The 21,825-nt window shown below is 44.1% G+C and carries 23 protein-coding genes, 1 tRNA gene and 1 pseudogene; 8 read left to right on the top strand and 17 right to left on the bottom strand.

What is annotated here, in order from left to right; all coding sequences use genetic code 11:
• Positions 1-123: 123 nt before the first annotated feature.
• The 4 genes from L4C32_RS07210 to mutY all read right to left on the bottom strand — a co-directional run bounded on the left by L4C32_RS07210 (position 124) and on the right by mutY (position 2,897).
• A tRNA-Phe gene (locus L4C32_RS07210) sits at positions 124-199 on the bottom strand.
• Between the two features lie 122 nt (positions 200-321).
• Positions 322-1,458 carry a membrane-bound lytic murein transglycosylase MltC gene (gene mltC, locus L4C32_RS07205; RefSeq protein WP_428196185.1) on the bottom strand — a complete coding sequence of 379 codons (1,137 nt, stop codon included), beginning with the start codon at positions 1,456-1,458 and terminating at the stop codon, positions 322-324.
• Positions 1,459-1,554: 96 nt separating this feature from the next.
• Positions 1,555-1,827, bottom strand: coding sequence for an oxidative damage protection protein (locus L4C32_RS07200; RefSeq protein ID WP_428196184.1), 273 nt, complete (start codon positions 1,825-1,827; stop codon positions 1,555-1,557).
• Between the two features lie 2 nt (positions 1,828-1,829).
• Entirely contained in the window at positions 1,830-2,897 is a 1,068-nt protein-coding gene (mutY, locus tag L4C32_RS07195) for an A/G-specific adenine glycosylase (RefSeq protein WP_428196183.1), read from the bottom strand.
• Positions 2,898-3,047: 150 nt separating this feature from the next.
• Here mutY and trmB point away from each other — a divergent pair, with 150 nt between their 5' ends.
• Both trmB and glsB read left to right on the top strand, forming a co-directional pair.
• Positions 3,048-3,764 carry a tRNA (guanosine(46)-N7)-methyltransferase TrmB gene (trmB, locus tag L4C32_RS07190; protein WP_428196182.1) on the top strand — a complete coding sequence of 239 codons (717 nt, stop codon included), beginning with the start codon at positions 3,048-3,050 and terminating at the stop codon, positions 3,762-3,764.
• A gap of 112 nt (positions 3,765-3,876) precedes the next feature.
• A complete protein-coding gene (gene glsB / locus L4C32_RS07185) occupies positions 3,877-4,797 on the top strand; it encodes a glutaminase B (protein ID WP_428196181.1) in 921 nt (306 codons plus the stop codon).
• A gap of 7 nt (positions 4,798-4,804) precedes the next feature.
• Here the strand turns inward: glsB and hemW are convergent, their stop codons facing one another.
• From hemW to L4C32_RS07150, 7 genes and pseudogenes are all read right to left on the bottom strand, one after another.
• Positions 4,805-5,974 carry a radical SAM family heme chaperone HemW gene (hemW, locus tag L4C32_RS07180; RefSeq protein ID WP_428196180.1) on the bottom strand — a complete coding sequence of 390 codons (1,170 nt, stop codon included), beginning with the start codon at positions 5,972-5,974 and terminating at the stop codon, positions 4,805-4,807.
• A 6-nt stretch (positions 5,975-5,980) separates the two neighbouring features.
• A complete protein-coding gene (locus L4C32_RS07175; protein ID WP_428196179.1) occupies positions 5,981-6,574 on the bottom strand; it encodes an XTP/dITP diphosphatase in 594 nt (197 codons plus the stop codon).
• A 29-nt stretch (positions 6,575-6,603) separates the two neighbouring features.
• Positions 6,604-7,029, bottom strand: coding sequence for a DUF4426 domain-containing protein (locus tag L4C32_RS07170; RefSeq protein ID WP_428196178.1), 426 nt, complete (start codon positions 7,027-7,029; stop codon positions 6,604-6,606).
• Between the two features lie 61 nt (positions 7,030-7,090).
• On the bottom strand, positions 7,091-7,381 hold the full coding sequence (gene yggU, locus L4C32_RS07165; protein ID WP_428196177.1) for a DUF167 family protein YggU: 291 nt from the start codon (positions 7,379-7,381) through the stop codon (positions 7,091-7,093).
• Positions 7,362-7,951 (bottom strand): annotated as a pseudogene (locus L4C32_RS07160) (YggT family protein). The gene yggU and the pseudogene L4C32_RS07160 overlap by 20 nt, the downstream one beginning before the upstream one ends.
• A 12-nt stretch (positions 7,952-7,963) precedes the next feature.
• The gene (gene proC / locus L4C32_RS07155; RefSeq protein WP_428196176.1) at positions 7,964-8,782 is read right to left on the bottom strand and encodes a pyrroline-5-carboxylate reductase; all 819 of its coding nucleotides are present in this window, start codon (positions 8,780-8,782) and stop codon (positions 7,964-7,966) included.
• Between the two features lie 49 nt (positions 8,783-8,831).
• Complete coding sequence (locus L4C32_RS07150) at positions 8,832-9,539, bottom strand: YggS family pyridoxal phosphate-dependent enzyme (protein ID WP_428196175.1); 708 nt, start codon at positions 9,537-9,539, stop codon at positions 8,832-8,834.
• Between the two features lie 23 nt (positions 9,540-9,562).
• Here L4C32_RS07150 and L4C32_RS07145 point away from each other — a divergent pair, with 23 nt between their 5' ends.
• From L4C32_RS07145 to cspE, 3 genes are all read left to right on the top strand, one after another.
• The gene (locus L4C32_RS07145) at positions 9,563-10,603 is read left to right on the top strand and encodes a type IV pilus twitching motility protein PilT (protein WP_428196174.1); all 1,041 of its coding nucleotides are present in this window, start codon (positions 9,563-9,565) and stop codon (positions 10,601-10,603) included.
• A 12-nt stretch (positions 10,604-10,615) separates the two neighbouring features.
• Entirely contained in the window at positions 10,616-11,722 is a 1,107-nt protein-coding gene (locus L4C32_RS07140; RefSeq protein WP_428196173.1) for a PilT/PilU family type 4a pilus ATPase, read from the top strand.
• Between the two features lie 283 nt (positions 11,723-12,005).
• On the top strand, positions 12,006-12,215 hold the full coding sequence (gene cspE, locus L4C32_RS07135) for a transcription antiterminator/RNA stability regulator CspE (protein ID WP_428196172.1): 210 nt from the start codon (positions 12,006-12,008) through the stop codon (positions 12,213-12,215).
• Positions 12,216-12,355: 140 nt separating this feature from the next.
• On the opposite strand, the gene ruvX is transcribed toward cspE, so the two are convergent.
• The 6 genes from ruvX to metK form a co-directional block, all read right to left on the bottom strand.
• Entirely contained in the window at positions 12,356-12,784 is a 429-nt protein-coding gene (ruvX, locus tag L4C32_RS07130; RefSeq protein ID WP_428196171.1) for a Holliday junction resolvase RuvX, read from the bottom strand.
• 12 nt (positions 12,785-12,796) lie between these two features.
• On the bottom strand, positions 12,797-13,360 hold the full coding sequence (locus tag L4C32_RS07125) for a YqgE/AlgH family protein (protein WP_428196170.1): 564 nt from the start codon (positions 13,358-13,360) through the stop codon (positions 12,797-12,799).
• Positions 13,361-13,375: 15 nt separating this feature from the next.
• On the bottom strand, positions 13,376-14,323 hold the full coding sequence (gene gshB, locus L4C32_RS07120; protein ID WP_428196169.1) for a glutathione synthase: 948 nt from the start codon (positions 14,321-14,323) through the stop codon (positions 13,376-13,378).
• A 14-nt stretch (positions 14,324-14,337) separates the two neighbouring features.
• Complete coding sequence (rsmE, locus tag L4C32_RS07115; protein ID WP_428196168.1) at positions 14,338-15,069, bottom strand: 16S rRNA (uracil(1498)-N(3))-methyltransferase; 732 nt, start codon at positions 15,067-15,069, stop codon at positions 14,338-14,340.
• 106 nt (positions 15,070-15,175) lie between these two features.
• On the bottom strand, positions 15,176-15,679 hold the full coding sequence (locus tag L4C32_RS07110; protein ID WP_428196167.1) for a SprT family zinc-dependent metalloprotease: 504 nt from the start codon (positions 15,677-15,679) through the stop codon (positions 15,176-15,178).
• Positions 15,680-15,787: 108 nt separating this feature from the next.
• A complete protein-coding gene (gene metK, locus L4C32_RS07105; RefSeq protein ID WP_428196166.1) occupies positions 15,788-16,936 on the bottom strand; it encodes a methionine adenosyltransferase in 1,149 nt (382 codons plus the stop codon).
• Positions 16,937-17,357: 421 nt separating this feature from the next.
• On the opposite strand from metK, the gene tkt reads away from it, so the two are divergent.
• The 3 genes from tkt to L4C32_RS07090 all read left to right on the top strand — a co-directional run bounded on the left by tkt (position 17,358) and on the right by L4C32_RS07090 (position 21,772).
• The gene (gene tkt / locus L4C32_RS07100) at positions 17,358-19,349 is read left to right on the top strand and encodes a transketolase (RefSeq protein WP_428196165.1); all 1,992 of its coding nucleotides are present in this window, start codon (positions 17,358-17,360) and stop codon (positions 19,347-19,349) included.
• 140 nt (positions 19,350-19,489) lie between these two features.
• The gene (epd, locus tag L4C32_RS07095; RefSeq protein ID WP_428196164.1) at positions 19,490-20,524 is read left to right on the top strand and encodes an erythrose-4-phosphate dehydrogenase; all 1,035 of its coding nucleotides are present in this window, start codon (positions 19,490-19,492) and stop codon (positions 20,522-20,524) included.
• A gap of 84 nt (positions 20,525-20,608) precedes the next feature.
• Positions 20,609-21,772, top strand: a complete 1,164-nt coding sequence (locus L4C32_RS07090) for a phosphoglycerate kinase (RefSeq protein ID WP_428196163.1) — start codon at positions 20,609-20,611, stop codon at positions 21,770-21,772.
• Positions 21,773-21,825 lie beyond the last annotated feature (53 nt).

Here is a 21,825-nt window from a genome sequence, read left to right as displayed (position 1 = left end):
CTACCGGAGTCGAACTGGTGACCTACTGATTACAAGTCAGTTGCTCTACCTACTGAGCTAAGTCGGCACACTTTATTCTTTTTGCATTCAAGTTTACTGTTAATAAACTTAGACACCAAATTGTGGTGCCCGGAGGCGGAATCGAACCACCGACACGAGGATTTTCAATCCTCTGCTCTACCGACTGAGCTATCCGGGCAACGGAGCGCTATTAAACGGATTTTCTTCCAATCCGTCAACACCTTTTTGCAAAAAGTGATAAAAAAGAGTTGTTTTGCTGCTTTCGTAAACAATTCGAGTGATTTTTAGCACATTTCTTCTTTAGTGTTTTCCGGCATTAAAGGCTTTCTTATAAGCCGTTACTTTTTCTAAATAGCGACGTGACTCTTTGTTTGGGTGTTTTTTAGTCAGCGCCCAGTAAACTTGATTAGGTTGCAGTGAGTTAAGATCATTCATTGCTCTACTACGGTTCTTGTCAAAAGTGTTTAGCACACCGCCTGTGCCTCCGTTATAGGCTGAAATCATACTGTATTCGAGTGATAAAGAGTGGCGTACATCTTTTAAATAACGATTCTTCAAAATGTAAAAGTAGGCAGTGCCGGTATCAATGTTTTTAGCGGGATCGAAAAGATACTCGGGTGACGGCATACCGGATCGTTTTTTCACTAACTTGAACACATCTTTGCCTGCCGTTTTTGGGACCACTTGCATCAAACCATAGGCATTGGCCCAGCTCACTGCATAGGGGTTGAAACTGCTCTCAGTTTTGATAATCGAGTAGATAAGGTCTTCAGGGATGTCGTAGCGCTGTGAGGCATCTCTGACGATATCGGCATATTGATAACTGCGAAGATCTGAGTGGTTTTTGACCATAGGGATTTCGACGTAGATAGCTTTTTTATAGGCGATCTGTTTGGTTTTTAACTGATTTTCAATTAAATAATCCGCGTATTTACTGGCGCGCCAAGACCACTGGATCGCTTTACCATCTTGATCCAATACCTGTTGATATAAAAAGGGTGTGCCTTCTAAACGAATGTCGGCCGCAGAATAGAGATCAACGTCTCTAGGGCTATCAGGGGTCAGTAATGTTGTGATAATGGCCTTTTTTAAGTGCGCTTTTTGCTCTGTAGTAGCGACGGTTTCAATGGTGACGGTACCTTTTGAAAAGCTTACTTGTGAGCGACTTAAGTAACCGTCTGTGTATTTGACGTATTCACGTTTACTGGCCACTTTTATCTGCTGTTTTCCCCATTTTTGCTCGATATTTCCAGAGAAATGGCCAATCAGAAGATTGAACGCCTCAATGTCTTTTTGAAATTGACCTGGAAGGGGGGCCAAGTTTTTGGCAAACCGATTGGTTGTTTGATAATCCACTGTGTAGATACCCTCAACAAACTCACGGCTACAACCCATTAAAAGCAGAGTAAAGCAAGATATATGCAGCAGCTTTTTCATTATGGACCTATCGCTATAATTAAAAATGACACGATTCATAAGAATGGTGTCATTAGTGGTAAGGTGCTAAAAACATATGACTATGTCGCAGAGGAACTACTCAGTTGGCGGTGTATAGCCATCAATGATGACCTCTTTGCCTTCGAACAAAAAGTTGACCATCTCGGTCTCTAGCAGCTTGCGGTGCTCAGTGTCCATCATGTTCAACTTTTTTTCATTAATCAACATGGTCTGTTTATGCTGCCATAACGCCCAAGCTTCTTTAGATATGTTGTCGTAAATACGCTTTCCTAAATCACCTGGGTAAAGTTGGAAATCTAAGCCATCGGCCTCTTTGTTTAGGTGGGCACATAATACAGTACGGCTCATTGTCAGTCTCCTTGACTGTTAAATTCATAAGTGAGTTGATCAAGCAATTTTTGAACAGGAGCGGCTAATCCGACTCGCTTTGGTTGTGCTAAGTTATACCAAAGTCCGCCGTTGGCTTCCATCAACACCGACGGTTTCTGAGTAATATTTATCAATATGGGCACGATATCGAGGTGATAGTGGCTAAAGGTATGGCGAAAAGCGATCAATTGCTGCTGGCTGCTTACCTGATGGCCCCTCTCGATGCCTAAACGATCGAATTGTGAAGCCAGCTCAGAGTTATCTTGTTCTGGGAAACACCATAATCCTCCCCAGATCCCTGATTGTGGACGCTGCTCCAACCACACTTCTCCTTCGTGATGAAAGATAACAAACCATGCCTCTTTTTCAGGTTTCACTTTTTTAGGTTTTTTCCCCGGAAAGTCTGCTTGACGGTCTGCTGCTTTGGCCTCACATAGTGTGTTCACAGGGCATATTTCACACTTAGGCCTGCTTCGTGTACAAACCATGGCCCCCATGTCCATCATCGCTTGGTTGTATTTCTCTACATCACGTTTGGGAGTATGTAACTCGGCAATCTCCCACAGTCTATTTTCGACCGGTTTCTTCCCTGGCCACCCTTCAACAGCAAAGCATCGTGAAAGGGTTCGTTTCACATTACCATCCAAAATAGCGTGAGGTTGCTTTAGGGAGAGGGAGAGCACAGCACCAGCGGTAGATCGTCCAATACCTGGTAGAGCGATAACGTCATCAATATTAGTGGGAAACAGGCCTTGATACTGCTCAACCACGATTTTAGCGGCTTTATGCAGATTTCTAGCTCGTGCGTAATACCCGAGTCCGGTCCAAAGGTGCAAGACTTCATCCTGTTCAGCATTGGCCAGATCTTCCACGGTAGGGAAGCGATCCATAAAACGCTCAAAGTAAGGAATAACGGTGGTTACTTGGGTCTGTTGTAGCATGATTTCAGATAGCCACACCTTGTACGGCGTTTTTTCTATCTGCCAAGGAAGCGTTTTACGACCAAATTGTTCATACCAGTTGAGTACAGCTTGAGAAAATGAGGACACGACAATAGTTTCTACTAATTATTATTTAATAACCAAATTGCAACATAACTGGCGTAGTAAGTAAAACGAAAGATAAGTCTTGCACCTTGCATGGATCTTTGGATAATGCCGCTTTATATTTATTGCTCAGCTTATGTACAGGCACCTATTATGACTGAAGTCACCAAAAATGAATTTACCGAAGAAGGTAAAATAGTCCGCAGAATTCGCAGCTTTGTTCGTCGTGAAGGTCGCCTAACTAAAGGTCAAGAGTCTGCAATGACAGAGTGCTGGCCAACGATGGGCATTGATTTTAAAGAAGAGAAATTGGTTTGGTCGACGGTTTTTGGTAACGACAATCCAGTGGTTCTTGAGATCGGTTTTGGCATGGGTGCCTCTTTGGTTGAGATGGCTCAAAAGTCACCTGAAAAAAACTTTGTAGGTATTGAAGTGCACCGCCCTGGTGTTGGAGGCTGTTTGAGCCTTGCGCGCGAAGCGGGTATTACCAACCTACGTATAATGTGTCACGATGCCGTTGAAGTGTTTGAACATATGATCCCTGATAACAGCCTAGTTACGCTACAACTTTTCTTCCCTGATCCATGGCATAAAGCGCGTCACCATAAGCGTCGCATTGTAAAGTTGGAGTTTGCCGAGATGATACGTTCAAAGATCACCATTGGTGGTGTGTTTCACATGGCAACAGATTGGGAAAACTATGCAGAGCATATGGTTGAAGTGATGAATGCTGCTCCAGGTTATGACAATACCGCTGTGGATGGTGATTATATACCACGCCCGGAAGATCGTCCTTTGACGAAGTTTGAAGCTCGTGGTCATCGCTTAGGTCATGGCGTTTGGGACATGAAATACGCAAGAGAGTCATAAGCGTAAAATAAAATGACGGCAAGCTAGCAAAGTTGCAAAAAATGATACACAAAACAAGAGTCTGACGGTATGTTTGGCTCTTGTTTTTTTATGACCCTGCGGAGTATCAGGAATGAAGCCAACGAAAGCGCTGCTAGAAGCAATATTGAATGATGTTAGGCCTTTGATCGGTTCTGGTCATGTTGCCAATTACATTCCTGCTCTGGCCTGTGTTAGCCCCCATAAACTCGGTATTGCTGTCTGTTTTAACGATGGACGCTGTGTGAGTGCTGGTGATGCTGATGAAGCGTTCTCAATTCAATCTATCTCTAAAGCGTTGAGCCTGACATTGGCAATGATGCATTACCAACCAGATGAGCTTTGGCAGCGTGTAGGTAAAGAGCCTTCAGGTCAAGCATTCAACTCGCTGATTCAGCTAGAGATGGAGAAGGGTATTCCGCGCAATCCTTTTATTAATGCTGGTGCCATTGCTGTGGCAGACATGCTCTATACCCGTTTATCAACCCCTAAGCATCGCTTGTTAGAATTTGCTCGGAAATTATCGGATAATCAGGGTGTGGTCTATGACAAGGTGGTGGCCGATTCTGAAATGGACCATAGCGATCGAAATGCATCAATTGCATATCTAATGCGTGCTTTTGGTAATTTCGAGAATGAAGTGATGCCAGTACTGTTCAACTATTTTCATGCCTGCGCCCTGTCGATGAGCTGTTGTGATTTAGCAAGAACCTTTAGTTATCTTGCCAATAAAGGCGTGTTACCGAGCAGCAAAGAGCGAATTGTGAGTGTGACTCAATCAAAACAGATCAATGCATTGATGGCAACCTGTGGTTTGTATGACGGAGCGGGTGAGTTTGCTTATCGCGTTGGCATGCCTGGAAAGTCAGGTGTGGGAGGGGGGATTATTGCTATCGTACCTGGTGATATGACCATCGCAGTTTGGTCACCTGAGCTGGACGCTTCAGGTAACTCACTAGCGGGATTAAAGGCGTTAGAGCTGCTCTCTGAGAGAATTGGACGTTCTATTTTTTAGTCAACAACTAGTCAGAGACAAAGGCGGCAAGGAGATCATTTAAGAACAGTTTCCCGTGTTCGGTGATCGTCCAGTGTGTCTCGCTCTCTTCAATGTAACTCTGCTCAAGTGCCCAATCCATTGTGGGTTGAATTGTCTGGATGGCTAAACCAGTACGTTCAATAAATTCGCTTTTCGGGCACGCTTCTAACAGTCGAAAGCGGTTCATGAAAAACTCAAAGGCGCGGTCATCATTGGCCACCTCTTTCTCTTCTGAACGATAGTTTTTGGCTAACCCTTTTTCCGTTTGTGCTAAGTAGCCTCTCGGATGTTTTATTTTGGTCGTGCGTACTATGCGTCCATCTTTAAAACTCACTTTTCCGTGAGCACCACAGCCGATACCTAGGTAGTCACCAAATCGCCAGTAGTTGAGGTTATGTTGGCATTGAAAACCAGGCTTACTGTAACCCGATATCTCATACTGCTCATAACCTGCAGCGGTTAAACGCAGGTGGCCCTGCTCAAAAATATCCCATAAGTCGTCGTCATCGGGCAAAGTCGGTGTTTTGGAATAAAACAGGGTATTGGGTTCGATGGTGAGCTGGTACCATGAGAAGTGTGGAGGACTCAGTTCAATAGCTTTATCGAGATCGCTCATGGCGTCGTCTATGGACTGGTCGGGTAGCCCATGCATTAGATCAAGATTAAAGCTGTTTAAGCCTGCCTGATGAGCTAAGTTAGCCGCTGTTATCGCCTCTTTTTTACCATGAATACGCCCTAGTTTTTTCAACTTTGGATCTTGGAAGCTTTGAACTCCAATGGAGATTCGATTGATGCCCGCTTGTCGAAACTCAATGAAACGACCCGCTTCAACGGTACCGGGATTGGCTTCCATGGTGATTTCGATCTGTTTTGAAAAGGGGATACGCTTTTCTATGGCTTGTAGTAGCCGCCCTATTTCGGATGCAGAGATCAAGCTAGGGGTACCACCACCAATAAAGATGGAGTGTAGCGCTCTTTGACGGTCATTGAGTTTGTAGCGATCTAAATCAACCTCAAGGTCATCGATGAGTGCATCGATATACTGCTCTTCAGGGATATCACCTTTGAGAGCGTGAGAGTTAAAGTCACAGTAGGGGCACTTCTGCACACACCAAGGAATGTGGACATAGAGGCTAAGTAGTGGCGGGGTTAACATCGTTAATTAGGCCTCTTTAAGCGCAGCAAACAGCTTTTGTAGTGCTTGGCCACGGTGAGAGTGCAGCTTTTTCTGTGTTGGTTCAAACTGAGCCGAAGTGCACTGCTGCTCTTCTAACCAGAATATTGGGTCATAACCGAAGCCATTTTCACCGTGGGATTGTGTGGTGATTCTGCCTTCCCACTGGCCATGACATACAAGTGGCGTTGGGTCATTTTCATGTTTCATTAGAACTAATACACAGTGAAAACGTGCTGTTCTTTGTGATTCAGGAACGCCTTCCATCGCTTTAAGCAGCTTTTCAAGGTTCTGCTGGTCAGTGGCTTCATTTCCTGCGTAACGAGCAGAGTAGACGCCAGGTGCGCCTTGTAAGAAGTCTACTTCAAGTCCAGAGTCATCTGCGATGGCTGCCATTCCCGTCTCTTTGGCGGCATGGCGAGCTTTGATAATGGCATTCTCAATAAATGTGGTGCCTGTCTCTTCTACATCGGAAACGTTGAACTCGCTTTGAGGCGATACCGTGAACCCAAAATCAGACAGCAGATCGGCCATCTCTTTTACCTTGCCTTTATTGCCCGTCGCTAAAACTATGTTGCTCATGAAAGTGCTCCTAATGGGTTTTGTAATGACTATTCGACGTAAAACTTTTGATTAAAGGTGATAGTACCGCTGCCTTTTAATCCAGACGAGACATCAATCTTTATGCTATATAGCTCTTCATTAACAAATGGCAGCTCTGCAATGTAATAAACGGATGTTGACTCTTTAATCTCTTTAAACTTGAGCGGCTTAATCGTGCCAAGTAAGTTTTTTGCTGTCCCCTTAACGATCCCTGTAATTGCGGGTTTTCCTGCTTGGGAACGGTCTAACATGGTAACGTTTATTAATGCGTTATAACCGCTTCGTTTTATTTGATATTGACGCGTTACTTTCGCAGGAATAAGGGTTGAGTTAAACGCAGAGTAGTGAACTTCAAGATCTTTTATCTGTTTGAACTGTTCCGCTATCGCACTCTGTGACAAGATTAATAGCAGCAGTGAAAAGAGTATTTTCATGATTTTCCTTTGGTATATAGATGAAGAAGCCGACTAAGTCGGCTTATTTTCTTATAGGGAATCAGAGTAAATTATATATGATATCGGGGATCTGTTCTGGTTTCTGAACCCGAACTTGTTTGTGTCTGCCAAGTTCCCCTTTCTCAATGACAATCTTACCTTTTGCAATCTTAAACTGTTTGGCTAAAAATTTGGTCAAATGGCTATTGGCCTTGCCATCAATAGGGGGGGCGGTAATGGCTACCTTTAACTCATCTCCGTGCAGCCCAACAATCTGGTCTCGACTTGCTTTAGGCTGAATGTAGAGCTTAAGGATAAGATCATCGCACTCTCTAATGATGGCGGTGCTCATTGATTAAAGGCCGAACCAGTTGATGCCAAACAGAGTAGCAACGAGATCACCCATTAAGAAGTTACTAAACTGCAGAACAATAAACAGCACTAATACACTCAGATCAAAGCCACCCATGTCCGGTAGTATTTTTCGAATTGGAGCAAGAAGCGGTTCAGTGAGCTGGTGCATAACATACTCAACGGGGCTTCTTCCTTGGCTAACCCAGCTTAATATCGCTCTGACTAATAGTACCCAAAAGAGTAAACCACCCGCCGCTTTAATGAGGGCTAGAGCGCCGATAATGAAAAAGAAGGGGTCGAAAGTGATGCCGCCTGCTGCTATTAGCTGCATCAGTACAAATTTTAATGTACATAATACGTAGGCAAAAACAACGGTTGCGAGATCAAGACTTCCTATCGATGGTATCACTCGACGTAGCGGTGCAACGATCGGTTGCGTGGCTTTAACAATAAATTGTGAAAACGGGTTGTAGAAATCAGCACGGCTGGCTTGCAGCCAAACGCGAAGCAGTACAACCATGATGTAGAGGTCAAAAAAAGTATTAACTAGAAAGTTCATTGCGTTCATATTGGTTTAGCCCTAAAACTGTTTTTCCATCTCTTCTGCTCGAATTACCGCAGCTTGCATCGCTTGGGCAACTGTATCGCAAAGATTATGTTGATTAAAAGTACGTATCGCCTCAGCTGTGGCGCCACCTTTGGATGTTACTTGTTGACGCAGTGTAGAGAGTTCAGTCTCTGGGTTCGCCACAACCAGTTCAGCAGCACCGAGTGCGGTTTGCTGTACCAGAAGTCTTGCTGTCTCAGCATCAAAACCTTGCTTTATTGCTTCATTTTGCATCGCTTCCATGAAGAGGAAAAAGTAGGCTGGAGCACTGCCTGCGGCAGCAATAATGGCATTAATGCCTGACTCTTGTTCAACCCAGCACACCTCACCAACCGCAGACATTAAGTGTGACGCAAAGTCACGGTCACTGTTGTTGATGCTTGGTATTGCATACAGCCCACTCATCCCTTTACCCACTAATGAAGGTGTATTAGGCATAACGCGTACTACATTTAATGGGGACGCAAACATCTCATTTAAACGCTTAGCGCAAATTCCAGCTGCAATTGAGATGATTAACTTTCCGGAAAAATCGATAATCTGCATCTCATTGGCAACGGTTTCCATCATTTGAGGTTTTACCGCAAGGATGATGACTTCGGCGTCATTCGCCGCTTCGATATTGTTAGCGTTTACATTAATGCCGTAACAGCTAGCGAGGTGCTCTCTGGTTGAATCGCTCGGGGCGGTTGCGGTGATTTTATTAGCAGGGTAACCACTACTTACTAAGCCTGCAATAATAGAACGAGCCATATTTCCAGCACCAATAAAGGTTATTTTACGATGTTCCATCTCAATCCCTGTATATTTAATTAACTAAAAGATTAGTAATGGCAGTATGTTACTGGTTTGAATAGTCTCTCGCACCAAATATTGCCGTGCCAATTCTTACCATGGTTGAACCCGCTTCAATTGCGGCTTCCATATCGCCACTCATGCCGATAGAGAGGGTATCAATATTTTCGAACTGCTGTTGTAACCGGTTTTGCAATTTTGATAAAGCAACAAATGAAACAAGCTGTTGCTGATAATCAGAGACATTCTCTGGGATCGCCATGAGTCCACGCAGCTGTAGATTTGGCATCTCACTGATACCCTGAGCCAGAGATAACACCTGTTCTTCAGTTACACCAGATTTACTCTCTTCACCGCTGATGTTGACTTGTATTAGTACTTGCAGTGGCGGTAAATGCTCTGCACGTTGGTTATTTAGGCGCTGAGCTATTTTTACTCGCTCTATGGTGTGCACCCAAGAAAAATTTTCTGCAATCAGTTTGGTTTTATTTGACTGAATGGGGCCGATAAAGTGCCAAGTGATGTCTTGTTCTGGGTGCTGCTGATTAAAATAGTGAATTTTATCAACCCCCTCTTGAACGTAATTCTCTCCGAAAGCGAGTTGTCCAGCTTCAAGCGCTGTGACTAAGGCTTCGATAGGTTTGGTTTTGCTCACGGCTAAAACCTGTACGTCATTGATTGCTCTGCCGCACTTTTTCTCAATTTCATGAACTTGATTAATGACGTTGTTAAGATTTTGTTTGATACTAGTCATAATGGCTTTTTTAAGGACTCTTTATGGATATCACCGAACTTCTGGACTTCAGTGTAAAACAAAATGCATCAGATCTACATCTCTCAGCAGGGGTTCCCCCAATGGTGAGAGTCGATGGTGATGTGAGAAAGTTAACTTTACCACCATTTTCTCACTCAGACGTACACCGTTTAGTCTTTGATATCATGAATGATGCGCAAAGAAGCGAATTTGAAGAGAAGTTAGAGGTCGATTTTTCATTCGAACTTCCTTCGGTAGGTCGCTTTAGGGTTAACGCCTTTAATCAGTCACGAGGCTGTGCTGCTGTTTTTAGAACCATTCCTATGGTTATCCCTACCTTGGACCAGCTATTAGCACCTGAAGTGTTTACTCAAATTGCCGGTTATCAAAAAGGATTAGTTTTAATCACAGGTCCGACCGGATCAGGTAAATCAACGACATTAGCGGCGATGGTCGATTACATTAATGAGCATACCAATAAACATATTCTGACCATCGAAGACCCCATTGAATTTGTTCATCAGAATAAGAAGTGTTTGATTAATCAACGAGAAGTTCACCGAGACACGCACACATTTGGTGCGGCTCTTCGATCAGCCCTTCGAGAAGACCCTGATGTGATTTTGGTGGGGGAGTTACGCGATCAAGAGACCATTAGTCTTGCATTAACCGCTGCAGAAACAGGGCATCTGGTGTTTGGAACCTTGCATACCAGTTCAGCGGCGAAAACCATAGACCGAATTATTGATGTCTTTCCTGGTAATGATAAGTCTATGGTGCGCTCAATGCTTTCAGAGTCTTTAAAAGCGGTTGTCGCCCAAACCCTGTTAAAACGAATAGGAGCAGGACGAGTTGCTTGTCATGAAATTATGATAGCCAATCCTGCGATTCGTAACTTGATCCGAGAAGATAAAGTACCGCAAATGAATTCGATTATTCAGACTGGTGTTGCCAGCGGAATGCAAACGTTAGAGCAAGGAGCCAATAAACTTCTGAGCCAAGGTATTGTTGACCAGCAAGAGGTGAGCACAAAAATTGATCTAACAGCGAAGCTCGGATTTTAGAGGAGGAACAGTATGATGTTAGTTGAACTGTTAAAGCGAATGCAGAGTGATAAGGCTTCAGACCTTTACATTACAGTGGATTCCCCTTGTTTATTAAAAGTGGACGGTGGACTGAAACCTGTAGGGGCAACGCTGAATAAAGCCGATGTTGAGACCCTACTTTCACAGATGATGGATAGCGATCGCTCGCAGGAGTTTCACCGTACCTTAGAGGCTAATTTTGCCTTGGTTGAGGAGTTTGGCCGCTTTCGAGTCAGTGCCTTTTGGCAACGCGAGCAACCGGGCGCTGTGATTCGAAAAATTGAGACGCAGATCCCTAGCATGGATGAGTTGCAGCTCCCTAAGGTGATGCAAGAGTTAGCGGTTGCTAAAAGGGGACTAATTTTAGTGGTCGGGGCGACGGGCTCTGGTAAGTCGACCTCGATGGCTGCAATGACGGGGTATCGCAATCAGACCTGCAGTGGACATATTTTGACCGTCGAAGACCCGATTGAGTTTGTGCACCCACACCATAATTGCATTGTGACTCAGCGAGAGGTTGGTTTGGATACTGAGAGCTATGAAGTGGCACTGAAAAACTCATTGCGACAAGCTCCAGATATGATTCTGATAGGGGAGATCCGTAGTCAAGAGACCATGGAGTTTGCGATGACATTCGCGGAAACGGGGCATCTCTGTATGGCGACTCTGCATGCCAATAATGCCAATCAAGCTTTGGAACGTATTTTACATTTAGTGCCTAAAGATAGCCGAGAACAGTTTCTGTTTGATCTTTCATTAAATCTAAAAGGGGTGATTGCCCAACAGTTAATTGTTGATGCAAACGGGAAAGGGCGGCATGCGGCATTTGAGTTGTTGCTCAACACTCCTAGAGTGTCAGAATTGATACGTAAAGGGGATTTGAATGAATTAAAGCCGACCATGGCTAAATCAACTGAAGCGGGCATGATAACGTTTGAACAATCGCTCTTTGAGCTAACTATGGCGGGGAAAATCAGAGAGCAAGATGCCCTACACAGTGCAGATTCAGCTAATGATTTACGTTTAATGCTAAAAAGCAAAAAAGGCGACGGATATAGCACTGGAAGCCTTGATAATATTGAGGTTGATATGGATTAATGGCTGGCAAAGTATCTCTATCACTAAAGGATCATATGGTTTTTTAAAAAAAACATGAAAAAAAGCTATTCTTGGGCAATGATTGTGATAGCATACGTCTCGTGCCTGCAATACAGACCTTGTTTATATGCAACATTATAATGTTTTAGAAAACCTTCGATGTACTGTTAATTTAGTCCGTTGTTATGAAGCTTTCCAATCATAGTAATCGTCACATAAATAATTCTATTACTGGCTAAAACGCAATATTGCGAATTATTTTATTGAAAAATTGGAGACATTCATGTCTAAATCAACTGGTATCGTTAAGTGGTTTAACGAAGAGAAAGGTTTCGGTTTCATCACTCAAGACAACGGCGGCGCTGACGTATTCGTACATTTCCGTGCAATCGCTTCTGAGGGTTTCAAAACTCTTGCTGAAGGCCAAAAAGTGTCTTTTGAAGTAGAACAAGGCCAGAAAGGCCCACAAGCTGCAAACGTTGTAGCTCTTTAATTTTAAGATTTAATTCTTAGAATAACAAAATGTCGGCATAGCCGGCATTTTTTGTATCTGGCGTATGAACATCAGATATAAACATCCCGATAGTCATTATGATTATCGGGATGTTTTGTTTTTCGTTGGTCTCTATTCGCTTAGGCCCACTGAGATTCGAACCAGCTCTCTAGTATGATTACCGCAGATTGACAGTCGACATTGCCTTTGGTGAGTTTTTTGTAACCGCCAAATTCAAACAGCTCTGATTTCGCTTCCACCGTGGAGAGTCTTTCATCGTGAAGTTCAACGGGGAAACCAAATCGACCATGTAGGCGATTAGCAAACTTCTTTGCTCTTGGTGTAATGGCCTCTAGCGCTTTTCCTTCTAAATCGAGTGGTAAACCGACTACAATCAGATCGGGATTCCACTCTTTTAATATGGCCTCAATATCACTCCAGTTTGGAACCCCATCATTGGCTTTAAACGCTTTTAAAGGGCCAGCGGTTCCCGTAACCTCTTGACCAACGGCCGAACCAATACTTTTAGTTCCAAAGTCGAAGGCAAGAATAGTGCGTGTTTTTGTCATAGTGCTCTCATATTAAGAGTGGCCCACATCGCTAGAAAGATTGGCCACGTCAATGCCCAGTTGTTGCACTGCTTTTTGCCAGCGCTCATTAATGGGGGTATCAAAAATAACACTCGGGTCGGCTTCGATGGTTAGCCAAGTATTATTGGTTAACTCTTTCTCTAGCTGCCCGGCGTCCCAACCTGAATAGCCAAGCGTAACCAAGAACTTTTCAGGTTGGTCATTCGTGCCTAGAATCGCAAGAATATCTTTAGAGGTAGTGACTGAGAGTTGATCGGTCATATCCAAGCTTGAGGCATATTTGTCTTTGTGGATATGCAGAACAAAACCACGATCATCTGAAACGGGTCCGCCATTGAGCACGGGTTGCTTTAAGCTGCTCTGTTTTTCCAGTGGCAGCTCGCGATTAACTTCAATCTGTTCCAACATGTTCTCAACTGAGATATCGATAGGTTGATTGATTAATAACCCCATCGCCCCCTCTTCGTCATGTTCACAGATGTACACAACGCTTCTCTGAAAGAATGGGTCTTTCATCGTCGGCATTGCTACAAGAAAATGATTTCTAAGATCCATGTCGGCCCTCGATAGTTACTGTTTAATTCGACGCGCTATCGCATCCATTAATTTACCAGTGATTGAAATATCAAACGCGGCTTCAATCTCTCGAATACAAGTTGGGCTCGTCACGTTGATCTCAGTAAGCTTGTCACCAATGACATCGAGACCAACAAAAATCAGCCCTTTCTCTTTGAGTATAGGTGCAACTGTTTCAGCTATCATTCTATCTGTATCACTAATTGCTTGCGCCACACCTCGACCACCTGCCGCCAAGTTACCACGGGTTTCCCCTTCGGCTGGAATTCGTGCTAAGCAGTAAGGCATCGGCTCGCCGTCCACCACAAGAATACGTTTATCGCCATTGGTGATATCAGGAACAAATGTCTGCGCCATGCAGTAGTTTTGCCCGTGGTTAGTTAACGTCTCTATGATGACGGAGACATTGGGGTCACCTGCTTTGACGCGGAAAATAGAGGCTCCCCCCATACCATCAAGCGGTTTTAAAATAATGTCACCATGCTGCTCACGAAACGCTTTAATTTTTTCCGCTTTGCGGGTCACAATGGTGGTTGGAGTTAGCTCTGGAAACCAGGCTGTAAATAGTTTCTCATTGCAATCACGTAGACTCTGCGGTTTGTTGACAATCAGTGCCCCTTCCATTTCAGCACGTTCTAAAATATAGGTTGCGTAGATGTATTCGGTATCAAAAGGGGGATCTTTACGCATTAGAACCGCATCAAGATCAGAGAGGGCGATCGTCTGCTCAGAAGTGAATTCATACCAGCCGTTTGGGTCTTCTGTCAATGTGACAACTTTGGTGTCAGCAATTGCTTTGCCTTGATCCAAGTGGAGGTCAGCCATCTCCATATAATGAATTTCCCAACCGCGTCGTTGCGCTTCCATCATCATAGCGAAGCTCGAGTCTTTTTTGATATTAATGGATGAAATTGGGTCCATTACAATGCCGAGTTTGATCATGTCTATTCTCCGAGTTATCCAAGATCGCCAAAGCGAACTTGTAGTGCGGTAATTGCGGTGAGCGCTGCGGTTTCGGTTCGTAATACTCGAGGGCCTAACAACGTCTCTTCAAAATTATAGTGTTCTGTCATGCTAATCTCGTCAGCGGATAACCCGCCTTCTGGACCGATCAGCAAACGTACATTTTTAACAGGCTCAGGCAGCGCGTTGATCGAATACTGAGCTCTAGGATGTAGGTTGAGCTTTAACCCATCGTACTCTTCCTGACACCACGCTTCGAGGGCCATTATTGGTCTAATGGTGGGAATGGTGTTTCGACCACACTGCTCACAAGCGCTGATGATGATTTTTTGCCATTGGGCCAGTTTTTTCTCAAATCGCTCTGCATTCAGTTTTACGCCACAACGCTCAGAAATAAGAGGGGTAATGGTTGTGACACCTAACTCCACTGATTTTTGTATGGTAAATTCCATCTTATCACCGCGGGAGACCACTTGACCTAAATGAATGTTGAGTGGCGACTCACTGCTACGTTCACTCTTTGTCTGGACAGTCACGGCCACGTTCTTCTTACTGACCGCGCTAATGGTGCTCAAAAACTCTGAGCCACTGCCATCAAATAGAGTGATAGACTCACCTATCTTCATGCGTAATACACGACCAACGTGTCCTGCCGCGTCATCGCTTAATGATACCTCACCATGTGAAGGCAGAGTATCGGGGTGAAAAATTCTAGGATTACTCATAGTGTTACTACTTTTCGTAAATGATGATAATACGTGTGTTGCTAATAACATGGGTGTTATTGAGCTGAATTACAACCCTTAAACCTGCTTTAACAATGTGTTGTGATTATAACGTAGAACGGGAGGGAATAGGCATTGCGATCAGAGGTTGTTTACAGCGCTGACAGAGATAGGTGGCTTGTTGGCGGATGACCCTATTATGACGTCTAATTGTTAAAACGTGTTGTTGGCAGTGGCACTGGTAGTCAAAGGTCTTACCTTGCAAAGAGTGAACATTAAAGCTGTGGGTTGTTTTAGCCGGTAAATTAAAAACGTGATTCATGATGCCTTGCCACTCTTTACCGTGAGGTTTGACTCTGCCATAAAGCTGAAAAGTAATAAGGTGAGCAATTTCGTGGGGTATCACTTCATCAATAAATTGCTGTTGGTTCTCTTGCAACAGGATAGGGTTGAGACGGATCTCCCAGCGTTGCAAGCGAGCAGTACCGGCCGCCTTTCCGCGCTGGTTAAATGAGATGGTAGGTAGGGCGAAGTCCATGTTTAAGGCACTCTGCGCCAGTTGAATGCATTGAGCGGCCTTTTCAATGGAGTGTTGTTTCAGTTTCTCCATAAGAGCACTTATACCGAAGGGAAGTAAGAGATAAAAAAGCAAGAGTCTAATGAATAAACTCTTGCTCTAAATTTTGAATTAGCGAGGTAAACTCACTAAATAAAGGGGCTATTTAGCAAATTCAGCTAGCATTGCCGCTTTATCTGTCGCTTCCCAAGGGAACTCTTCACGACCAAAGTGACCATAAGCCGCTGTCTTTTTGTAGATAGGCTTAAGAAGATCAAGCATCTCTAAAATGCCATATGGACGTAGATCGAAGTTTTGACGAACCGCTTCAACGATGATCTGGTGTGATACTTTTTCAGTACCAAACGTCTCAACCATGATAGACGTTGGTTCAGCCACACCGATGGCGTAAGAAAGCTGAATTTCACAGCGATCAGCAAGACCAGCAGCAACAATGTTTTTCGCTACATAACGAGCCGCATAAGCCGCACTACGGTCAACTTTTGAAGGATCTTTACCAGAGAAAGCTCCACCGCCGTGACGAGCCGCGCCGCCGTAGGTATCAACGATAATTTTACGACCAGTAAGGCCACAGTCACCCATTGGGCCACCGATAACAAAACGACCTGTTGGGTTAATAAAGAATTTAGTCTCTTTATTTAACCACTCAGAAGGAAGGACTGGTTTGATGATCTCTTCCATTACCGCTTCACGAAGTTCAGGTGTAGAGATTGAATCACAATGCTGAGTTGACAGTACAACCGCATCAATACCGACAATCTTACCTTGGTCGTATTGGAAGGTGACTTGTGATTTTGCATCTGGGCGTAGGAAGTCTAATTTTCCAGCCTTACGTACTTCAGCTTGTTTTTGAACAAGAAGGTGAGAGTAAGTGATTGGAGCAGGCATTAGAATGTCTGTTTCGTTGGTTGCGTAACCAAACATGATGCCCTGGTCGCCAGCGCCTTGCTCTTTAGGGTCAGCACGGTCAACACCTTGGTTGATGTCTGGAGACTGCTTACCAATAGTATTCAAGATGGCACACGAGTTTGCGTCAAAGCCCATGTCAGAGTGCACATAACCAATTTCACGAACGGTTTCACGAGTGAGCTCTTCGATGTCAACCCAAGCTGAGGTAGTGATCTCGCCACCGACCATAACCATGCCAGTTTTTACGTAGGTCTCACAAGCCACACGAGCTTTAGGATCCTGAGCAATGATCGCATCAAGTACCGCATCAGAAATTTGATCGGCGATTTTGTCTGGGTGACCTTCTGATACAGACTCAGAGGTAAAAAGGTGTTTTGCCATGATGGTGTCCACTTTTTAAATTAAACAAGTACGTTGAATGAAACAACCATACTCAATGTAGGTATATGGCGGTTTCGACTTCTAGACGGCTATAATATTCCAATCCGTTCAGATTGCAACCGATTTCTTACTTATCAAGCAACTAAACGTTTGCGCCATTTAATTGATGATTTTCAATGTAACGAAGGATGTAACGAATGTCAGAAATAGTGATGTGACGCGAACTATTTAGTTGTAAAACATTTGCAGTGCTAAAGCGGCTTTGCGACAATACTCCGAATAATTATACCTAAGTTCCTTTTATTAAAGCGGCATTAAGCCACCCCTCTTTATGAGAAGTCATTTAGGTATAATGGGGTTAATTCTAATTCTAGAGTTAATCTTCCACTATTGAAAAGTCTTTCGAATTTTAGGAGCAGACATGTCTTCACGTAAGGAACTCGCCAACGCAATCCGTGCCCTTAGTATGGATGGTGTACAACAAGCTAATTCAGGTCACCCTGGTGCCCCAATGGGAATGGCTGATATCGCTGAAGTATTATGGCGTGGCCACCTGAATCACAACCCACAAAACCCTGAGTGGGCTGATCGTGACCGTTTTATTCTTTCTAACGGCCATGGTTCAATGTTGATTTATTCATTACTGCACCTTACTGGTTATGATTTATCGAACGACGATTTGAAAAACTTCCGTCAATTGCACTCTAAAACTCCAGGTCACCCTGAGTTTGGTTATGCCCCTGGTGTTGAAACGACGACAGGCCCTTTAGGCCAAGGCATCACTAATGGTGTTGGTATGGCGATGGCTGAAAAATCGTTAGCAGCTCAGTTTAACCGTGACGGTCACGATATCGTTGACCACAACACTTATGTGTTCATGGGCGATGGTTGTCTAATGGAAGGTATCTCTCACGAAGCGTGTTCTTTAGCTGGAACCTTAGGTCTTGGCAAACTGACCGCATTTTGGGATGACAATGGCATCTCGATTGATGGTGAAGTTGAAGGCTGGTTCTCAGACGATACCCCTAAACGTTTCGAAGCATATGGTTGGCATGTAATTCCAGCGGTTGATGGTCATGATCCTGAAGCGATTAATGCAGCGATTGAAGCGGCTAAAGCTGAAACAGGTCGTCCAACTCTTATCTGTACTAAAACGGTTATCGGTTTTGGTTCTCCAAATAAAGCGGGTACGCACGACTGTCATGGCGCACCACTAGGTGCTGATGAAATCGCAGCTACGCGTAAAGCGCTAGGCTGGGAACACGGTCCTTTTGAAATCCCTGCTAATATCGCAGCAGAGTGGGATGCAAAAGAAGTTGGCGCAGCTAAAGAAGCAGCGTGGAATGCTAAATTTGACGCTTACGCTGCCGCACACCCTGAATTAGCAGCTGAATACAAGCGTCGTGTAAACGGTGACTTACCAGCGCAGTGGGAAGAGAAAACGAACGCAATCATTGCGGATCTACAAGCTAACCCTGCTAACATCGCTTCTCGTAAAGCATCACAAAACGCACTAGAAGCGTTTGGTGCAATGCTTCCTGAGTTTATGGGTGGTTCTGCTGACCTTGCACCTTCAAACTTAACGATGTGGTCTGGCTCTAAAGCGGTTGAAGCTGAAGATTTCTCAGGCAACTATGTGCATTACGGTGTGCGTGAGTTTGGTATGACGGCGATCATGAATGGTATTGCTCTGCACGGTGGTTTCGTTCCTTACGGTGCAACCTTCTTAATGTTCATGGAGTACGCTCGTAACGCACTACGTATGGCTGCTCTAATGAAAATTCAGAACATCCAAGTCTATACTCATGACTCAATCGGTCTTGGTGAAGATGGTCCAACGCACCAGCCTGTTGAGCAGGTCTCTTCACTGCGTCTAACACCGAACATGAGTGTATGGCGTCCGTGTGACCAAGTTGAATCTGCAGTCGCTTGGAAACTGGCGATTGAGCGTAAAGATGGTCCTACATCATTAATCTTCTCTCGTCAGAACCTTGCTCAGCAAGCACGTGATGAAGCGCAAGTGGCTAATATCGCAAAAGGTGGCTACATCCTGAGTGATTGTAATGGCAAGCCGGATCTGATTTTGATTGCGACAGGTTCTGAGATTGAACTAGCAGTCTCTGCAAAAGAGCAGCTAGCTGGTCACAATGTACGTATCGTATCTATGCCATCAACAGATGCATTTGATAAACAGGATGCCGCTTACCGTGAGACAGTACTACCTTCAGACGTTACGGCTCGTGTTGCGATTGAAGCTGGTATTGCTGATTTCTGGTACAAGTATGTTGGTTTTGATGGCCGCATCATTGGTATGACTACCTTTGGTGAGTCAGCACCTGCTGGTGAGCTGTTCAAAATGTTCGGTTTCACAACAGAAAATGTTGTTGATACGGCAAAAGAACTTCTTGCTTAATTAACCCGACACTTAGGTGTCTCGTTGATATTAATTAGCCTCCTTTATTGGGGGCTTTTTTTATAATGAATCCACTTGGTTATTAAGATACACTTTGATGACATTACCCTTTTTATCATCATAGAACGATTAGGCTTGTTATGGCATTAAGAGTTGCAATTAACGGATTTGGACGTATTGGTCGCAGTGTATTACGAGCGCTATACGAGAGCGGTAAAAATCAGCAGATAACGGTTGTGGCTATCAATGAATTAGCTGAGCCAGAAGCAATGGCCCACCTTCTGCAATATGACTCAAGCCATGGTCGTTTTTGTAAAAAAATCTCTTTTGATCAGGAACACCTCCATATTACACATCCAGACGCCTCGGTGGATGCGATTCGTTTACTGCATCAATCTGAACTGAACCTGTTACCTTGGCATGATCTCGGGGTTGATATCGTACTGGACTGTACTGGTGTTTTTGGTTCTCGAGCGGATGGTGAGGCTCATATTCAAGCTGGTGCGCAAAAGGTACTATTTTCTCATCCTGCCGGCAGTGATATCGATAATACGATTATTTTTGGTGTCAACCAAGAGAGCTTAAAAGCAGAGGATCTCATCGTCTCTAATGGGTCCTGTACCACGAACTGTATTACCCCTATCATTAAAGTGCTGGATGATACGTTTGGTATAGAGTCTGGGACCATCACTACCATTCACTCAGCGATGAATGATCAACAAGTTATTGATGCTTACCACTCAGATTTAAGACGAACTCGTGCCGCGAGCCAGTCTATTATTCCAGTAGACACAAAACTTCACCTTGGAATTGAAAGGATATTTCCGAAATTTTCTAACAAATTTGAAGCGATTTCAGTTAGAGTTCCTACAATAAATGTCTCAGCCATGGATTTAAGTGTCACTCTTGACTCAAAAGTGAAAGTTAATGACATAAATCAAGCCATGATTGAGGCGTCTCGGTGTACATTAAGCGGTATTGTAGATTACACCGAACAACCCTTAGTTTCTGTAGATTTTAATCACGACCCGCATAGTGCCATTGTCGATGGCAGCCAAACTCGTGTGAGTAATGGTCATTTAGTTAAGATGCTGGTCTGGTGTGATAATGAGTGGGGTTTTGCTAACCGTATGTTAGATACCGCCTTAGAGATGGATAAACACTCTAAAAATTGATAACGATTTTATACCACTGAGCCATTGCTTGGTGAGTTGCTTTTTTATTTTTATTTTTTAATTACAACGTTGAGAGGACAAACCATGTCTGTAATCAAGATGACTGATCTGGAACTAGCTGGTAAGCGCATTTTTATTCGTGCTGACCTAAACGTACCAGTAAAAGACGGTAAAGTAACGTCAGATGCCCGTATTCTAGCATCACTACCAACCATCAAAATGTGTCTAGAAGCTGGCGCAAAAGTAATGGTTACTTCTCACCTAGGTCGTCCTACTGAAGGTGAGTACAACGAAGAGTTCTCTTTAGCTCCAGTTGTTAACTATTTAAATGACGCGTTAGATTGCGACGTTAAACTGGCGAAAGATTACCTAGATGGCCTTGAGTTAAACAGTGGTGAGTTAATCGTTCTTGAAAATGTACGCTTTAATAAAGGCGAGAAGAAGAACGAAGAAGCACTTTCTAAGAAATACGCGGCACTTTGTGACATCTTTGTAATGGATGCATTCGGTACCGCTCACCGTGCGCAAGCATCAACTCACGGTGTTGGTACAAATGCTCCTATCGCGTGCGCAGGCCCTCTACTGGCTGCAGAACTTGAAGCACTAGGGAAAGCGATGGATAATCCAGCTCGTCCACTTGTGGCTATCGTAGGTGGATCTAAAGTATCGACTAAACTGACTGTTCTTGAGTCTCTATCTAAAATCGCCGATCAACTTGTTGTTGGCGGCGGTATTGCAAATACCTTCATCGCAGCGGAAGGGCACAACGTCGGCAAGTCTCTATATGAAGCGGATCTGGTTGAGACGGCTAAAAAACTGATGAAAGAGTGTGCGATTCCAGTAGCAACTGATGTGGCATGTGCCAAAGCATTTGACGAGAACGCAGAAGCTGAAATCAAGAATGTGGCTGATGTTCAAGACGATGACATGATCTTCGACCTTGGCCCAGATTCAACGGCGGTTCTTGCTGAGATTATTAGCAACGCGAAAACTATTTTATGGAATGGCCCAGTTGGCGTATTTGAGTTTAAAAACTTCGAAGCGGGTACTGCTGGCATCTCTAAAGCAATCGCTGACTCTGAAGGATTCTCGGTTGCGGGTGGTGGTGATACATTAGCGGCTATCGATAAATTTGGTATTAAAGCGGATGTATCTTACATCTCTACTGGCGGTGGTGCTTTCCTTGAGTTCGTTGAAGGAAAAGTACTTCCAGCCGTTGCTATGCTAGAAGCACGCGCAAAAGGTTAATTAATTTGAGGCGGAAATAAAATAATTTTCCGCTTTATTCCGTTTGTTGCTAC

This window comes from Aliivibrio kagoshimensis, assembly GCF_050337105.1.
In the GTDB taxonomy this organism is placed as follows: domain Bacteria; phylum Pseudomonadota; class Gammaproteobacteria; order Enterobacterales; family Vibrionaceae; genus Aliivibrio_A; species Aliivibrio_A kagoshimensis.
Note: the sequence above shows the minus strand (reverse complement) of the source record. Positions and strands in the feature narration are given on the sequence as shown.

What these genes read in the sequence shown, in the direction of transcription:
- mltC (WP_428196185.1), bottom strand. Translation starts at nt 1,458, where the DNA reads ATGAAAAAGCTGCTGCATATATCTTGCTTTACTCTGCTTTTAATGGGT.
- L4C32_RS07200 (WP_428196184.1), bottom strand. Translation starts at nt 1,827, where the DNA reads ATGAGCCGTACTGTATTATGTGCCCACCTAAACAAAGAGGCCGATGGC.
- trmB (WP_428196182.1), top strand. Translation starts at nt 3,048, where the DNA reads ATGACTGAAGTCACCAAAAATGAATTTACCGAAGAAGGTAAAATAGTC.
- glsB (WP_428196181.1), top strand. Translation starts at nt 3,877, where the DNA reads ATGAAGCCAACGAAAGCGCTGCTAGAAGCAATATTGAATGATGTTAGG.
- hemW (WP_428196180.1), bottom strand. Translation starts at nt 5,974, where the DNA reads ATGTTAACCCCGCCACTACTTAGCCTCTATGTCCACATTCCTTGGTGT.
- L4C32_RS07175 (WP_428196179.1), bottom strand. Translation starts at nt 6,574, where the DNA reads ATGAGCAACATAGTTTTAGCGACGGGCAATAAAGGCAAGGTAAAAGAG.
- L4C32_RS07170 (WP_428196178.1), bottom strand. Translation starts at nt 7,029, where the DNA reads ATGAAAATACTCTTTTCACTGCTGCTATTAATCTTGTCACAGAGTGCG.
- yggU (WP_428196177.1), bottom strand. Translation starts at nt 7,381, where the DNA reads ATGAGCACCGCCATCATTAGAGAGTGCGATGATCTTATCCTTAAGCTC.
- proC (WP_428196176.1), bottom strand. Translation starts at nt 8,782, where the DNA reads ATGGAACATCGTAAAATAACCTTTATTGGTGCTGGAAATATGGCTCGT.
- L4C32_RS07150 (WP_428196175.1), bottom strand. Translation starts at nt 9,539, where the DNA reads ATGACTAGTATCAAACAAAATCTTAACAACGTCATTAATCAAGTTCAT.
- L4C32_RS07145 (WP_428196174.1), top strand. Translation starts at nt 9,563, where the DNA reads ATGGATATCACCGAACTTCTGGACTTCAGTGTAAAACAAAATGCATCA.
- L4C32_RS07140 (WP_428196173.1), top strand. Translation starts at nt 10,616, where the DNA reads ATGATGTTAGTTGAACTGTTAAAGCGAATGCAGAGTGATAAGGCTTCA.
- cspE (WP_428196172.1), top strand. Translation starts at nt 12,006, where the DNA reads ATGTCTAAATCAACTGGTATCGTTAAGTGGTTTAACGAAGAGAAAGGT.
- ruvX (WP_428196171.1), bottom strand. Translation starts at nt 12,784, where the DNA reads ATGACAAAAACACGCACTATTCTTGCCTTCGACTTTGGAACTAAAAGT.
- L4C32_RS07125 (WP_428196170.1), bottom strand. Translation starts at nt 13,360, where the DNA reads ATGGATCTTAGAAATCATTTTCTTGTAGCAATGCCGACGATGAAAGAC.
- gshB (WP_428196169.1), bottom strand. Translation starts at nt 14,323, where the DNA reads ATGATCAAACTCGGCATTGTAATGGACCCAATTTCATCCATTAATATC.
- rsmE (WP_428196168.1), bottom strand. Translation starts at nt 15,069, where the DNA reads ATGAGTAATCCTAGAATTTTTCACCCCGATACTCTGCCTTCACATGGT.
- L4C32_RS07110 (WP_428196167.1), bottom strand. Translation starts at nt 15,679, where the DNA reads ATGGAGAAACTGAAACAACACTCCATTGAAAAGGCCGCTCAATGCATT.
- metK (WP_428196166.1), bottom strand. Translation starts at nt 16,936, where the DNA reads ATGGCAAAACACCTTTTTACCTCTGAGTCTGTATCAGAAGGTCACCCA.
- tkt (WP_428196165.1), top strand. Translation starts at nt 17,358, where the DNA reads ATGTCTTCACGTAAGGAACTCGCCAACGCAATCCGTGCCCTTAGTATG.
- epd (WP_428196164.1), top strand. Translation starts at nt 19,490, where the DNA reads ATGGCATTAAGAGTTGCAATTAACGGATTTGGACGTATTGGTCGCAGT.
- L4C32_RS07090 (WP_428196163.1), top strand. Translation starts at nt 20,609, where the DNA reads ATGTCTGTAATCAAGATGACTGATCTGGAACTAGCTGGTAAGCGCATT.